This window comes from Bryocella elongata, from assembly GCF_900108185.1.
Classification (GTDB): domain Bacteria; phylum Acidobacteriota; class Terriglobia; order Terriglobales; family Acidobacteriaceae; genus Granulicella; species Granulicella elongata.
The window spans coordinates 462,191-476,461 of sequence record NZ_FNVA01000004.1 but is presented as its reverse complement, the minus strand read 5'-3'; the positions used below and the strand labels follow the sequence as shown (position 1 = coordinate 476,461).

General features: G+C 59.4%; 17 protein-coding genes and 1 tRNA gene. 8 read left to right on the top strand and 10 right to left on the bottom strand.

The genetic code is table 11. The annotated features are described in order from the left end of the window. Window positions 1–33: 33 nt before the first annotated feature. Complete coding sequence (locus tag C4S68_RS13945; protein ID WP_160115154.1) at window positions 34–357, bottom strand: TrbC/VirB2 family protein; 324 nt, start codon at window positions 355–357, stop codon at window positions 34–36. A gap of 137 nt (window positions 358–494) precedes the next feature. Beyond that, entirely contained in the window at window positions 495–1,466 is a 972-nt protein-coding gene (locus C4S68_RS13940; protein WP_103933677.1) for a LysR family transcriptional regulator, read from the bottom strand. A gap of 271 nt (window positions 1,467–1,737) precedes the next feature. Here C4S68_RS13940 and C4S68_RS23965 point away from each other — a divergent pair, with 271 nt between their 5' ends. From C4S68_RS23965 to C4S68_RS13920, 4 genes are all read left to right on the top strand, one after another. After that, window positions 1,738–1,986 carry a helix-turn-helix transcriptional regulator gene (locus C4S68_RS23965; protein ID WP_407641105.1) on the top strand — a complete coding sequence of 83 codons (249 nt, stop codon included), beginning with the start codon at window positions 1,738–1,740 and terminating at the stop codon, window positions 1,984–1,986. A 13-nt stretch (window positions 1,987–1,999) separates the two neighbouring features. Further along, the gene (locus C4S68_RS13930) at window positions 2,000–3,151 is read left to right on the top strand and encodes a tyrosine-type recombinase/integrase (RefSeq protein WP_103933676.1); all 1,152 of its coding nucleotides are present in this window, start codon (window positions 2,000–2,002) and stop codon (window positions 3,149–3,151) included. A 91-nt stretch (window positions 3,152–3,242) separates the two neighbouring features. After that, entirely contained in the window at window positions 3,243–3,821 is a 579-nt protein-coding gene (locus C4S68_RS13925; RefSeq protein WP_103933675.1) for an RNA polymerase sigma factor, read from the top strand. After that, window positions 3,814–4,476 carry a helix-turn-helix domain-containing protein gene (locus C4S68_RS13920; protein ID WP_103933674.1) on the top strand — a complete coding sequence of 221 codons (663 nt, stop codon included), beginning with the start codon at window positions 3,814–3,816 and terminating at the stop codon, window positions 4,474–4,476. Before C4S68_RS13925 ends, C4S68_RS13920 begins: the two co-directional genes overlap by 8 nt. On the opposite strand, the gene C4S68_RS13915 is transcribed toward C4S68_RS13920, so the two are convergent. Beyond that, on the bottom strand, window positions 4,469–4,981 hold the full coding sequence (locus C4S68_RS13915; protein ID WP_103933673.1) for an ImmA/IrrE family metallo-endopeptidase: 513 nt from the start codon (window positions 4,979–4,981) through the stop codon (window positions 4,469–4,471). The genes C4S68_RS13920 and C4S68_RS13915 overlap by 8 nt on opposite strands. A gap of 127 nt (window positions 4,982–5,108) precedes the next feature. On the opposite strand from C4S68_RS13915, the gene C4S68_RS13910 reads away from it, so the two are divergent. Further along, entirely contained in the window at window positions 5,109–5,465 is a 357-nt protein-coding gene (locus C4S68_RS13910) for a DUF3892 domain-containing protein (RefSeq protein WP_160115152.1), read from the top strand. A gap of 5 nt (window positions 5,466–5,470) precedes the next feature. After that, entirely contained in the window at window positions 5,471–6,268 is a 798-nt protein-coding gene (locus tag C4S68_RS13905) for a hypothetical protein (protein WP_103933671.1), read from the top strand. Between the two features lie 167 nt (window positions 6,269–6,435). Here C4S68_RS13905 and C4S68_RS13900 read toward each other — a convergent pair. From C4S68_RS13900 to C4S68_RS13885, 4 genes are all read right to left on the bottom strand, one after another. Beyond that, a tRNA-Asn gene (locus C4S68_RS13900) sits at window positions 6,436–6,510 on the bottom strand. Between the two features lie 157 nt (window positions 6,511–6,667). Continuing rightward, the gene (locus C4S68_RS13895; RefSeq protein ID WP_160115151.1) at window positions 6,668–7,372 is read right to left on the bottom strand and encodes a CAP domain-containing protein; all 705 of its coding nucleotides are present in this window, start codon (window positions 7,370–7,372) and stop codon (window positions 6,668–6,670) included. A gap of 158 nt (window positions 7,373–7,530) precedes the next feature. After that, on the bottom strand, window positions 7,531–8,292 hold the full coding sequence (locus C4S68_RS13890; protein ID WP_103933669.1) for a WecB/TagA/CpsF family glycosyltransferase: 762 nt from the start codon (window positions 8,290–8,292) through the stop codon (window positions 7,531–7,533). Window positions 8,293–8,295: 3 nt separating this feature from the next. Beyond that, complete coding sequence (locus tag C4S68_RS13885; protein WP_103933668.1) at window positions 8,296–9,291, bottom strand: NAD-dependent epimerase/dehydratase family protein; 996 nt, start codon at window positions 9,289–9,291, stop codon at window positions 8,296–8,298. 214 nt (window positions 9,292–9,505) lie between these two features. Here C4S68_RS13885 and C4S68_RS13880 point away from each other — a divergent pair, with 214 nt between their 5' ends. Both C4S68_RS13880 and C4S68_RS13875 read left to right on the top strand, forming a co-directional pair. Next, window positions 9,506–10,369: an ABC transporter permease gene (locus C4S68_RS13880; protein WP_103933742.1), complete on the top strand. Its 864-nt coding sequence runs from the start codon at window positions 9,506–9,508 to the stop codon at window positions 10,367–10,369. Window positions 10,370–10,456: 87 nt separating this feature from the next. Further along, complete coding sequence (locus tag C4S68_RS13875) at window positions 10,457–10,915, top strand: metallophosphoesterase family protein (RefSeq protein WP_103933667.1); 459 nt, start codon at window positions 10,457–10,459, stop codon at window positions 10,913–10,915. A gap of 20 nt (window positions 10,916–10,935) precedes the next feature. Here the strand turns inward: C4S68_RS13875 and C4S68_RS13870 are convergent, their stop codons facing one another. From C4S68_RS13870 to C4S68_RS13860, 3 genes are all read right to left on the bottom strand, one after another. Next, entirely contained in the window at window positions 10,936–11,673 is a 738-nt protein-coding gene (locus tag C4S68_RS13870; RefSeq protein ID WP_146072148.1) for a hypothetical protein, read from the bottom strand. Window positions 11,674–11,730: 57 nt separating this feature from the next. After that, on the bottom strand, window positions 11,731–12,645 hold the full coding sequence (locus tag C4S68_RS13865) for an ABC transporter permease (protein ID WP_103933665.1): 915 nt from the start codon (window positions 12,643–12,645) through the stop codon (window positions 11,731–11,733). A gap of 126 nt (window positions 12,646–12,771) precedes the next feature. Then, a complete protein-coding gene (locus tag C4S68_RS13860) occupies window positions 12,772–14,181 on the bottom strand; it encodes a hemolysin family protein (RefSeq protein ID WP_103933664.1) in 1,410 nt (469 codons plus the stop codon). Window positions 14,182–14,271: the final 90 nt, after the last annotated feature.

Genomic DNA, 14,271 nt, shown 5'->3' with positions numbered 1-14,271 from the left:
TTGGAGTGCAGGACATTCGCAGCCGTGGTGAAGTTAGGAGCCCCATAGCCAAGTGAGGATGTTGGTTGCCATCACTGCTATGCCGGTGCCGGCTGCAACGCCCGCAAGCGTCTTCTTCGCGCCGGGCTCGCCGTGCGCGAATGTGTACCCGCCAATCACAATTGCGATCAGACTGGCAGCCTTCGCTACGGTCCCGGTGAAGAGCGTTTGGATGGAGCTAATGCCACTATCGAATGGCGAGGCATGAGCTGCTAGGGGGAAGATCAATACACATAGGAGCAGGGCTGCTCCGCGTATCAAGTAGAGCTTTGTCCGCTCAATCGTTGCTGCTGGGATGATGATTCGAATACGTGTCATTTGGCACCTCCAACGACCGATACGGTCGTGATATGCCCCTGACACTAGGCCGCGCGTGCGCGCGCGTCCAATACTCATTCCCTATGGCCGAATCGGCCTAAATGGGGTTTTCCATAGTCTGTGACTATGGCTGACGTTCAGCCGAAAAGAGGAAGAATTCTGTCGCCGATTCTGGGACGAACCGAGCGAACGGGCTTCTTCGATTGCGGCAACGACGATTGCAGCCGCAACCTCTTTCGCATCTCACGCACCAAGTGAGGCATCGTTCTCTGCGAAGTGGATTTCGCGACAATCAATGCGCTATCGACAGTCCACGTCACACCGGCGACGGGCCGGGTTACAAGTCCTGGCTGCAACTCCGAACCCTCCCGGATGAGCGCATAGCCAGTTCCCGATTCGACCATCCATTGAAGATCGTGCGGCGTCTTGTTCGTGCTTGCAACGTCGCCTGTAATGCCAACCACGTCCAGCATCTCGATCAAACGGTCGTGCGCTTGGGGATGCTGTCGGGGGTCGCGGAAGATCGTAAGTTTCGAGCCAAAGTCTGCCGGGGTTATCTCTTTTAGCTTTGCTAATGGATCGTTGGATTTCATGCACACTACGAGCCGACTCTGCGTAAAGGGATATGCCTTGAGTCCCGCGCCACTCGCGGGAAGCGTCACCAATGCAGCGTCAATCTCCCCTCTTTCAAGCATGAGCAAAAGGTCTACAGGATCGCCACTCTTCGGCTTGATCTCGCACGACGGAAAGAGCGATGTGTGGATGGAGCAAACCATCTCGTACAGCGCATGGTCTACGAAGGAAGAGAACCCCAGTCGCATCGGCACGAACGTCACGCGATGTAACGCGCGAGCCATGCCAATCATTTCGTCCCGCATCCTCAGAAGTTCACGACCTCCCGTTATCAATATCTCTGCGGCAGGAGTCGCACGAACGCCCTTATGATCGCGCACCAGTAGGGGTACCTGCATCACGTCTTCAAGGTCTTTAATCTGAATGCTGAGGGAGGGCTGCGAGAGATAAAGGCGCTTCGCGGCGACGCTGATGTTTCCTGCTTCTGCGACCGCAATGAGGTTCTTGAGTTTCTTTAACTCTACGAGGTCTGACATCTTACGGGGCCCGCTTTCTTGTGATCGTTCATACTCAGAGTCGATGCGCTAAGTGCGGCCACAAGTCAAGCCCAACGTTATGCAATTGTCGGCCTGGGTACCTGCAAAGTCAACACGCTGCGGGTGAAAGTGTTCCCAAACGCTCAGGACTGAGGCCATAGTCAAAGACTATGACTGTCGAGAAACGGCCATAGTCAGAAAGTATTGGACAGAAGCATGGACAACGGCCACGCTGTGGGAGGACGAAAAATCCAATCGCGGTGAATCATCAATGGACAACGACTTTCTGACAGAGCAGGACATCTCGGAGCGGCTTCACATCAGCCTCGGAACGCTGCGCCGGTGGAGGCTGGAGAGCCGCGGACCAAAGTTTCGCAAGCTGGGTACATTGGTGCGCTATGGGGAGTACGATTTAAGTCAGTGGATGGAATCACAACCTTCCGGCGGGACACGCGAGCTCGGAAGGATTCCACCTTCCAAGGCGCAAAGTTCACACGGGGGCGTCCGCAAGACAGCATAAGAGGGGCCCGGCTATGGCACTGTTTCTTCGTGGTGATGTTTGGTGGTACGAGTTCTATTTCGCCGGGAGACGCATCCGGGAATCAACAAAGAGCCCTTCCAAGACTCTCGCTAAAACTGCAGAACAGAATCGTAAACGCGAACTTGAACAGGGCTTCAACAACATCACTGACACACGTCAGGAACGCATTCGGACGATCAGCGATTTGGCCGATGAATACCTCATTGCCTACAAGCTGCGGCACCCCCAATCTGCAACCTTCGCTGCCTATGCGGTCGGACACATCAGCCGCGTAATCGGGAGCCGGATGTTCATCGACTGCAACGAAGCGGTCGTCACCTCGTATCAAAATGAGCGACTGGCGGGTGGTGCGGCCCCAAAGACTGTCAACGATGAAGTTGGCTTCCTCTTGCGTCTCATGGGCGATCCGGGGGACCTGCTGCGGATTCGGCTTCGCAAGCGGAACCTGCTCAAATTGAAGGTGGGCAAACCCATCGGCAAGGCATACAGCACGGAAGAAAAAGACCGAATGCTGACTGAGGCTCGGAAGTCGAAGTCGCCACACATCTACCCGGCAATCATGCTGGCTCTGAACGCGGGTATCCGCGATGCGGAGCTAAAGCAGCTCACCTGGGCACAGGTAGACCTCAAGAAGGGATACCTGACGGTCGGCAAGAGCAAGACGGAGGCTGGCGAGGGGAGAACCATTCCCCTCAACTCGGCACTCTCCGAGACGCTGGCTGAATACGCCGAATGGTACGAGGTCGTGTTCTCAGAGATACGGCCCGAGTGGTATCTCTTCCCCTTTGGGAAGCCCAGGCCGAGCGACCCGACGCGGCCCGTGACCACGCTCAAGACAGCTTGGGATACAGTGCGACGGAACTCCAAAGTGACGGGCCGCTGGCACGATCACCGTCACACGCTCATCACCGATCTCGCTGAGAGCGGCGCTGGCGAGCAGACGATCATGGATATCGCGGGGCACGTCTCGCGGAACATGCTCAAGCACTACAGCCACATTCGCATGGAAGCGAAACGCGACGCTCTGGAATCGCTCGTGACTAAGCCTGCGAAACCGAAGCCGCTAGCCAGTAAGAGCAATGGGATTCGACCTATTCCTCAAGCCGCCAGCGTCGCCACAGAGCTACCCGTTCTAGCTCAATGAGCGCATAGGAGTAGTGGGACAGCCGGTAGACCCAGGATGTAACGCCCCTACGTTAAAGATTTGAGAGGGCTTTGCCACGTCGTTCGACGATATCAACTCGCCGCAGTTTGTCTCGGAGCTGAAGAGCGGGTCCACGTCCGCCTGGGAGCGTCTCTTCGCGCGTCTTCTCCAGCCCGTGGCGAACTACCTGGCGTCCACGTTGAACGTTCCCGAACTTGACGCAGAGGAATGCGCCTCCGACGCTCTGTATAGCGCCTATAGGAAGATCTCTACGTTTCGCCTGGGCAACGCGAAACTCACCACTTGGATTTTTGAAATCGCAAAGAATCGCGCCATCGACTTTCATAGGCAATGTCGCGTCCAGAGCGTCTCTCTGGAGGAGATCGGGGAGATCGCGCCACCTCCGGGAAAGACCGAATGCGCCGGCCTGAATAGGGCGCTGCTAGACGAGCTTAAGGTAAAGTTGGAAGCGCTTACGCAGTGGGATCGGAACATCGTGCTGTGGCGGGCAGATCATTGCTCATATGCCGACATCGCCGGATGGCTCGGCATCAAAGAAACAGCAGCACGAGTACGACACTTACGCGCCATGAAGAAACTGAACATCACGCTAGAGCAGTCGGAAGAAAGCGAAATCGCCACGGAAAGGGAGGTGTCCGGAGATGAATGAAAGGGAACTGAACTCGGGACTTCGCCAATTGATTAGCCGAGGGGAGATTGAGTTAGAGATGACTGACGAAAGGGTCGATTGCCTGCTCGGTCAACATCTTCCCGAACCGAATGAACGCCTCGAACGACTGAAGGCGCGGCTAACTACACAAATTCAGAATGACGCTATCGAAAAGGGCCGTACGGCTGTCGGTTCAAAAATCTTACCCTTTGGAAGATTCATCGAGGCGATTCGCGACGAAGCAAAACTTACCAGACTTGAAATAGCGAATCGGCTGTACAAGGATGAGGCGTTCGTGTCCAGAATTGAGCGAGGAGATGTCCACCCTACAGCTCTCCCTCCATCGGATATCGCGAATGTGCTAATGCTCTTTCGCGTCACGATCAGCCAAGCATCCGCCACTATGAACGTAAGCACCGATGTCAGCGCGACAAAACACGGTTTGAAGGCGGCGGCGCGTTCACATGGCGGTTTACGTCATGACCGAAGAGGCGAGGACACCGAGAGAGCGCTAGATGTGATTGCCGCCCGGCTTCATCAGAAGAAAGCAGCCAAAGCGTCGGCAGCACCACCCGCTAACGCTGGTGTAGAGGAATTCATCGAAAAGCTTGCCAAAGAGTTAGAACGCAAGGGCCGGGCAGATCTGCTCATTTGAAAAGTGCATTCATATGTCGGCTGACAGCGATACTGACGACCTGCTCGCTGACGGCAAAAACCTTGGATAGATGAGGAATTTGCTTGTTGGACTCAGCCTTGAGGAGTTCAAGCGGCACCAACAATTCCCCCGCGAAGAAATCCGCCTCCGCTTCTTCGGGTGATTTTGTATTGATGATTATCTCTTCGCCGGACGGAGGGTTATCGATACTCACGGATTCTCCGAACGAAGCACCCTTATGTAAGAAGTAGTGACCCAACTCATGCGCGAGCGAGAAACGCTGGCGGTGAGGGTGATGGTTTGCGTTGACCATCGCGTGGGTCTGGCCGTCGCCGTCTTCGACGATCATTGCATCAACTGAGTCGGGCAAATCGTCCAGTTCCTCGTATTCAATCCCGTGCTTGGTCAGAATCGCCACAAGGTCTACGGGAGCAGCGACAATCTTACTGTCCCTCAAAACCTTCTTCACCATCTGCTTCACAAACGGATAACGTACTTCGCCCATCCGGCAGCCTCCTTACGAAATCTGTCGATTCCAGCCATGTGCCGATGTCCTGTAACGCCCCTTCGTTAGATGGGGTGAACATACCATCGCCGAGTATACGGTGGGAGCCCGCAATAAGGAGAAAACTTTGATCTACCTAGGTTGTATTACCCACGCATCAAATGGCAGCATCGCTGCGGTCGGGGGCACGGACAGCGCCACCGGCGCGCTGAAACACTTCACCGAGGCGCAGGCCATCGCGGCGATCAACGCCGGCACGGAGAGATTTGCCGTGCGCGACGACAAGGGCAACCAAGCTGACGTGCGCGTTGCCCACAACGGCACCCGCCGTTTCCTCGAAACCCACCGCGACGGGGTCGTCACGGACAACCTGGGCCGGCTGCCAATCTGCCGGCACACTCAAGCTGTCGCGCCGTCGCCGGCCCCGTACCGTCCCGCGCCGGTGCAGCGCGGCCACTGTGTCGGCGTGAAGTTGCTGAAGTAAAGCCGATGCTAACGCCGGACTACCAGCAATTCGTCCAGGCGGAGCCGCCAGCCGATGGGCTGACGGTTTCCGCCTGGCGCGGTGTGATTCAGCCCTATTCAGACGATGCTGCCGCGCGCTCCATCCTTTGCGACATCGAGGCCGAGCGCACGCTATGGATCTCTGCTGGCTCGATTCGTCCCGGCGCGTCTACAGAAAGCCACTGGGCGCACCCGCTGTTAGTGAACATGGCGGCGCCGTGCGAGGTGATGGTCTGCACGCAGCCGGACGCCGTGCCGCGCGCTTACCTGCTTAGTCCGCGCTACCAGCCGTACTACGCCGATACCGCGGTCCACCCGCACCCGAGGAGCGACCAAACCATTGACTACAGTGGCAGGCCGCTGCCCGGCCTGTGCGTGTTTTCAAGTGCCGAGTTTCGATTCGTTGAAGACGCGGACTACTACACGCAGTTTCTCGACCAGCTCACGCAGTACGTCGCGAAACATCTGGTCTGGCTCCGCACCCGAAGGCTCTGCCGGAAGATCGGCCACGTCGTCACTCCGCTTTATCAGCCGCTACCCGGCGAGGCGATTGTCGAAGATGCTCCGCGCTTCCAATGGGTACAGACGCGAAGCGGTCCCGCGCGGGCGATGGATTTCTGGTCGGGCTATTGGCCAGGCCGCTCGGCCAAGGCGATGACGCCGGCGGAGCATCTCCGTCAGATTAAGCCGACGCTGCCTTGTTGGTGTGGTCGGCACAAGATGTATGGAGAGTGCCACCGTAACAGCGACTCCGTGCTCGCGGGTGAGCAAGAACATCCATAACCCGGCCGGCGGACCGATCTTGGATACGAAATTCCGCCATCTCCCAATTGCTCGGGAATACCCACGTTTACCCACAGTATTTCTTTGGGGTACCCACAAAAGTCCCCACAGTGAGGTCTTTTTCTAGGTTTTCGGGGAGAGATGATGCTTGTATCTTATTGATTTTATGGCTCCTGAGGTAGGACTCGAACCTACAACCCTTCGGTTAACAGCCGAATGCTCTGCCATTGAGCTACTCAGGATCGCGCTTGGAACGCGGCGGTCAGGGCGACCGCTCGATCTCTTTTATACCAAACGACAGCCGCAGGGTCAAAGGCCCTCGCTGTGCAAACCTCATCGGCACCATCGCGGTCAACGTGCAGGCCACGGCGATCGTCTGCAGGTGCGAAGATCACAATTTTAGGGATACAACAAAACCGCGATGTTGAATGCGGAGAAGTTCTTCGTGTCGCGTGCCGGACAAGCTCCGATGGCTGCCTGATGATAGCGACCGCTTCCGAGCCGTTCTCGCAACGCATCCGGAAGGTGCTCAAGATCTGCGGCTGTGTAGCGCATCACGAACCACGGCTGCCGCTCTCCAGCATAGCCTGACTCCATCTGGCAGGTACGACGCGCATCTTCTGTCGCAGGCAACAGGTCGATCGCTCCGCCTGACGCCACGAGCGTCGCTACGCGCTGTTCCTGCTCATCCAGAGAGAGCATCTTCACTGACCGGTCAAAGTCCTGCACGGCATACAGCTCGTTGCCCCGGCGCAGCACGCTGATCCCGATCGAGTCCACCCGCGGATCAAGCAGATTGGCCCTGTGCCCCGGCGAATTCATCCATGCCGTGTGCACGACGGCGACGCTGGGCGCCATCGCCACATTCTCCGCAATCAGACTGAACCGAGCGCCCTCGTACCGGCCCCGCACCTCGAGTTCGCTCTCCCCTGGAAACTGGTGGGAGATCGTCTCGCGGGCCGCCATCTCCCGGGCGTGGTCATAGGCCGCGTGGTACAGAGAAGCGTCCCAACGCAGTGGAGGAAGTCCCCGTGACGCGCGCTCCTGGTTCGCAGACTGGAACAGGTACTGCTCTGCCAATGAGGTGGGCGAACGCTGGGCCACGGCGGAAGTTTCCAATCCGGCGAGGGCAAGGCAAGCGAGCGAGCACAACAGAGACCCGAGGCGAAGCATGATTGATTGGACACCGGAGCCGCAAACTCCACGCGCGGCACATGCAAAAAAGTCAGCCGAAGGTAATGTGGGCGAGGAGTTGGAAAAGCTTAGTCGGCGGTGGCGGGCAGGCGCTCACGATAGCGCACGATCAGTTGGAACAGCTTGCGGGCATCCCAGTACCGCGGGATGAAGCGCATCGGGTCCGAGAGCGATCGGACAAGCCAGCCCATGTACAGGCGATCGGCCCATCCGGGGATGTGCACCTGGTCTCCGCTCAGAAACGCAATAGCCGCTCCGGTGCAATGGATCGCAGGGAGAAAGCTGAGATGCTGCTTCAGATAGAAGCCCAGCTTCTCCTGCGACCCTCCACCAATCGTGATGACAACATGATGGGGGCGGAGGCGATCGATGAGATCCACCAGCTCCTGATCTTCAATCGCGTCGTGCTCTCCATACATAGGCGCCGTGTAAACGCACTCTTCCGGGACACTGATTCCGACGGTGGCAAGGTATTCGAGATTCCGCTTCGCGCTGGGCTTGTTAGCCATCACCCACACGGTATTCCCCGGATCGCGAACGCTCTGCTGGTCCAGCAGATAGCGCTGGTACTGCAACCCGGATAGCCGCTGGAGATTGTCTCCTTGCAGAAAATTCCAGATCATGACCATGAATGCCGAATCGGTGATCGCAAGATCGGCCCCCAGAAGAGCCTCACGATAGACGCGATCGTGCGTCAGGTTCTTCAGCGCGGGTGCGGCGGGAACGACGAGGAGGCCGCCTTGCTCGATGGTAGCCACCGCCTGCTCTACCGTCCCTGAGAAAAACTCAACGCCCAGGATTGTCGTGCGCGTCTTTTTTCTACGCAGCATTCTTTAGTTCCCCCGGGCGTCTCTCGCCTTGATCTCGGCTTCGATCCAGCGATACGTCCTTTCGAGCCCATCGCGCAGCCGGATGGATGGTTGCCAACTCAACCTGTCCACAATAAGCGTGTTATCGCTGTTGCGGCCGTTCACACCCTTCGGAGCGGAGAGATCATAGCGACGATTCAGTTTGATCCCTGCAATATCTTCGGCGATATCCACAAGCTGATTGATCGTCACCAGCTCGTTCGAGCCCAGGTTGATGGGTTCGTCGATATCGCTGCTCATGATCATCTGCGATCCCAGCGTGCAGTCGTCGATATACATGAAGCTGCGCGTCTGCTCGCCGTTGCCCCAGATCGTAATCTCGTGCTTCCCGCTCAGCTTTGCCTCAATAACCTTGCGGCAGATAGCTGCGGGCGCCTTCTCACGACCGCCATCCCAGGTGCCGTGCGGACCATACACGTTGTGATAGCGCGCGACGCGGCAGACGAGGCCGAAGTCCTCTTCGAAATGCCTGCACATACGTTCGCTGAACAGCTTCTCCCAGCCATAGCCGTCTTCCGGGAGCGCCGGATAGGCATCGCTTTCTTTCAGCGGAATCACATCTGGACTCGTCTGCTTCTCACCGTTGTAGACACAGGCAGAAGAAGAGTAGAAGAAGCGCTTTACACCAGCGTCTTTCGCCGCCATCAGCATATGGGTGTTGGTGAGAACGCTGAGCATACAAAGCGCTTTGTTGTTCTCGATAAAGCCCATGCCGCCCATATCGGCGGCGAGCTGGTACACCAGGTCAACTCCCTTGACCGCAACCCTGCAGCTCTCGATCTCCTTGAGATCGATGGAGAGATTTTCCACGCCCTCCGTAACCTGATACCACTCGTCCAGCGGCTTGACATCGACTGCCCGCAGGACCTTAATCCCACTTGCCAGAAGGCTCTTGACCAGGTGACCACCAATGAAGCCGCCCGCACCGCAGACGACCGCCGTAGATCCTTCCAACTTCATTCGTGAAGACTCCCGTTTTTTGATCGCCGCGCGCTCATTCGGTGCTCTTTTCGGGGCGATTGAGCTAAGTGTTTTGGTTTGAGGGTGTCTTGATTCTACTCGCTCAAACCAATAGTTTCCAACATGTTGCAGTCAAATCAAACGTCTGGATACGCCACAGTTCCCTTTACGGCGCTCTATGATGGGACAAGGAATGGACACCATCTTCCGTTGGATGCAAACTTCGCACGACGCGTCGAAAGCAGATAGACACCGCTATCGAATCGCACGTCACCCCATGGCGGCGGCCGGCTTTTTTCTGCTGGCGGCCTTCCTGGCAATGGCTCTCCTGGCGCCCTGGATTGCTCCGCACGATCCCGCCGCGCTGAACCTGGACGCTCGCCTGCAAAGCCCTTCAGCGCAGCACCTCTTCGGAACCGACGAGCTTGGCCGTGACGTCCTCTCGCGATCGCTCTACGGCGCCCGCGTCTCCCTGACGGTCGCAGTGTCCGTCGTTGGGCTTTCGCTGGGAGCAGGACTTCTCCTGGGGGCCCTCGCCGGCTTTTACGGCGGTTGGATCGACACAGTCATCAACGTGTACCTGTCCAACGTCTTCCTCGCTCTTCCCGGGATCCTGCTCGCGATCGCCTTCGTTGCGTTCATGGGCCCCGGACTCGAAAACCTGATTCTGGCCCTTGCTCTGGCTGGCTGGGTAAATTACGCCCGTCTCGTCCGGGCGCAGGTCATGTCGATGAAAGAACGAGAGTTCGTGGCAGCAGCCAGATCTCTCGGAGCTTCGGATCTGCGTCTCCTCCTCCGGCACATCCTGCCGAACATCCTGCAACCGCTCCTGGTCCAAGCAGCTGTCGGCATGGCGGCGGCCGTCCTCGCTGAAGCCACCCTCAGCTTCCTGGGGCTGGGCGTTCAGCCGCCCACGGCCACCTGGGGCTCGATGCTCAACGACGCCCGCTCGCATCTCTTTGATGCGCCGTACCTTGTTGTCTTTCCGGCCGCGTTCGTCGCACTTTGCGTCCTCGCGTTCAATCTCGTCGGCGACGGGCTCCGCGATGCCCTCGATCCGCGTACCCGGCTGGAGTAGGGTCGGGCTGACGACGTACGCTTTCTCCTATGCAGTGAGACGACGACGTCCCCAGCTTCAGGCTACGTTGAAGAAAGGGAGCCACTGATGCGTATCGCCGTTCTCTCAGACACCCATGGCCTGCTGCGACCGCAGGTGCTCCAGACCGTTCAGGGCGCAGAGCACATCCTTCATGCCGGCGATGTGGGAGACATCCGCATCCTCGACGCGCTGCGGGAGATTGCACCGGTGACAGCCATCCGAGGCAATGTCGACACCCGCGGCGCCTGCGCTCTCCTGCCCGCGACGGAAGTGATCGAACTCGGCGGAACCCTGATCTACATGCTGCACTCGATCGCCGATCTGGACATCAAGCCGGAGGCCGCGCAGGTAGGCGTCGTCATCTTCGGCCACTCTCACCAGCCGGAGATTCGCGAACGCAACGGCGTGATCTACCTGAACCCCGGGAGTTGCGGCCCCAGACGGTTCTCCCTGCCGATTGCGATGGCCTGGCTCAACATCGACAAGGGGCAGGCCACCGCGGAACTTCTCGATCTAGCGATCTAGCGCCCCCCCCGCGAAGTCGGCTAGAGGTCCGTACCTGGCCCCTTGGCAGCGTCGGGAAGCGAACTCTTCAGTGGAGTCCGCGGTGACACAGGAGCATCCGATACCGGCACCTCTTGTGCCCCGGATTTTTCCCACGAGAACGTCACGGTCGACAGGATTCCGGCGAGCCGAGCTTCAATGTCGTGCAACTCGCCCGCGCTCAGTTCCTGGGCTCCGCTCGATCCTGAGCAGAAGGTGTTGACCTCAAGATCGAAGCGATAGCAGGCGTGCTTCCGATAGGCCGTGTACACGTCATCGCGGGCTTCCACACATTCGCTGCCATGCTCAACGTGAGCATGCGTAAATCCCATGCCCCCGATGCCCACGACCTCGCTCTTCCCTGCGGAAGCGTCCGCCTGCTTCTCGCAGCTCCGTTCGTCGGAGTTCGGCTGCACCGTGAAATACAGCAGGGCTCCGCCAAAGGTGGAGTGAGGAAAGGGATTGAAGTCCATGCTGGACGCGGCCCTTACGACACTGGACGCGGGCGAACCCTTTACGTCGAGCAGGAAGTTACTGAGCTCCCCATCGCGCCGCGCCAGCGTCCAACCGGCCGGAACCTCCAGGTGGACGCCGTAGCGCGAGTCTCTGAAGTCACGCGCGGCGGAGGCCGGATTCGGGGCCGCAGGAACGCTGATCTGTGCGCCGGCCCCATACGCCGCGAGCCCCACAAACCCTGCAGCCAGCAAGCGCTTCATTCCGCCAGCATCTACGAATTTCATTCGCCGATCTCTCCCGATTGCACGTCAACACGACGTGGCAAAACCATAGGACCCACCTCAGCGGCGCATGCGTGGATCCGCCAGCGCATAAAGCGAGTCAGTAATGAGGTTTACCGCGACGTAGGTGAGCCCAATCGCAAGGATGCTTCCCTGCACCAGCGCGTAGTCGCGGTTGGAGATCGCCGAAAGCGTCAGCCGCCCGAGGCCCGGCCAGCTGAAGATCGTCTCCGTCACGATCGCACCTGCCAGCAGCGAGCCAAACTGCAGACCCATCACGGTAAGCACCGGATTCAACGCATTGCGGAGGGCATGCGCGTAGACGACGCGGCTCTCGCTGAGGCCTTTGGCGCGCGCCGTGCGGATGTAGTCCTGCGAAAGTTCTTCAAGCATCGACGTCCGCACCATGCGTGTCAGGATCGCCGCCATGCCCAGGCCCAGAGTGATGGCAGGCAGGATCAGGTGGACCAGGAACTGCCCGGCGCCGACGCCAGCGCCCGAGACAGGGAGCCATCCCAGCCCGATGGAGAACACAACGATCAGGATGGGGCCGAGTGCGAAGTTGGGAAACGAGAGCCCGAACAGACTCGCAACCCCCAGCGTGCGGTCCGGCCAGCGATTCCGCATACGCGCCGAAGCGACGCCAGCAGGAATCGCAAGCGCCGCCCCGATCAACATCCCAGCCACCGTCAGCGCCAGTGTGTACGGGTAACGCTGCAGTACAAGATGCAGTACCGAGTCATGCAACCGCAGCGAGCGGCCGAAGTCTCCGTGCAGAATGCCGCGCCAGTACAGCCAATACTGCGTGTGCAGAGGCTGGTCGAAGCCAAAGCTGTGCCGCAGGCTCTCGACGTCGCCCGCGCTCGCTCCGTCGCCCAGCATCTGCACGATAGGATCACCGGGCACAAGGTGAATCAGCAGGAAGACAATCGTGACCACCAGCCACAGCACGGGCAGTGTCGTCACGACACGCATCAGGATGCTCCTGGCTGTCGTCCAGGCTGGTGATGGGGACTTCTGACTCACTCGCTTGAGTCTAGCGTGAGGAGGGAGTGACCGGGTTGTGGGAACTTGGCCCGGCTCCCGCCCTCGAAGATCGATCTACGCGACATTCGCCGGGCTCTGCGCTGCCTTTGGCTTCAACTTCGGGGTCGCGGTATCCACGCGCACCCGAGCGATGCGCATGCCGTCCATCTCCATCACCGCAAAGCAGCGTCCGCCAAAGTCCACGCGCTCGCCCACCTTCGGGATGTGCCCAAGCTTCTCGAGCAGGAATCCTGCCAACGTCTCCACTCCCGCCTCGCGAGGCAGCTTCCATCCTAGCTGCGTTGCAAGATCGCGCAGGCTGGCCGAGCCTTCCACCATCAGTCCGCCACCGGAAGCAGCCACCTGCAAGGTACGGCTGGTGTCGAACTCGTCCTCCATCTCTCCGACGATCTGCTCCAGCACATCCTCCATCGTCACCATGCCCAGCGTGGAGCCAAACTCGTCTACTACGATAGCGATCTGCCGCCGCCGCTCCTGGAACTCCTCCAGCAGCTCCAGCGCGGGCTTGGTCTCCGGCACCACCAACACCTCGCGCATCACCTGCCGCAGATTCACATCGCCAGAGGCCACCGCCGCCTCACGCCGCATCGAAGCCACTGGCCGGGCCACACCGCGGAAGTGCATCAGCCGCGACACATCCTTCGAGTACACGACCCCGATGATCGCCTCGCGCCCGCGGGCCGCGTCGTACACCGGCACACGCGAGTGCTGCTCCTCGACGATCTTCGCGCTCGCCTGCTCCAGCAGCATGTCCGCCGGTAGCGAGAAGATCTTCCCCCGCGGCGTCATGATCTCGCTCGCCGTCACGTTGTTCAGCTCGATCGCGCGATGGATCATCTCCTCCTGGAAAGGGGGAAGCAGACCCATGCGGCGGGTCGCCGTGGCCATCAGCTTCAGCTCTTCCGGCGAGTGCGCCGCGCTCTCGCCCCGCAGCGGCGCGCGAAACACCCGCAGCACCTGCGTCGCGGAGAAGTTCATCACCTTCACCGCGGGCCGCGTGATGCGGATGAAGACCTCCATCGGCCCCGCAACCGCCAGCGCCAGCCGCTCTGCCCGCTGCAGTGCCAGCGACTTCGGCACCAGCTCGCCGAGCAGGACCTCGAAGTAAGTGATCACCGCAAACGCCACCACGACCGAGATCGCATGCGAGTACAGCGTCACGTGGCTCGAAAAATGCGGGATGCGCCCCAGCTCATCCGTCACCAGGTCCGCCAGTGCATGCTCGCCAATGCCGCCCAGAGCGAGGCTCGCCAGCGTAACGCCAAACTGAACGGCAGGCAGGAACTCATCGATGTTGTGCTTGAGCCGCAGCGCCGTGCGTGCGCCGGGGCGATTGAGCGCAATAAACTGCTCGATCCGCGTCTCACGCGCGGAGACCAGCGCAAACTCGGCGGCCACGAAGAAGCTGTTCGCCAGAATGAAGAAGGCGATCAGGCTGCCGTGTACAAGGAGCCACTCGACCATGTGGAATTCAGTCTACTAGAGCGCGGATACAGATTCGAGATGCGGGATGCGAGATGCGAGATGCGATTTCGTATCGCTGCAACGAATCCC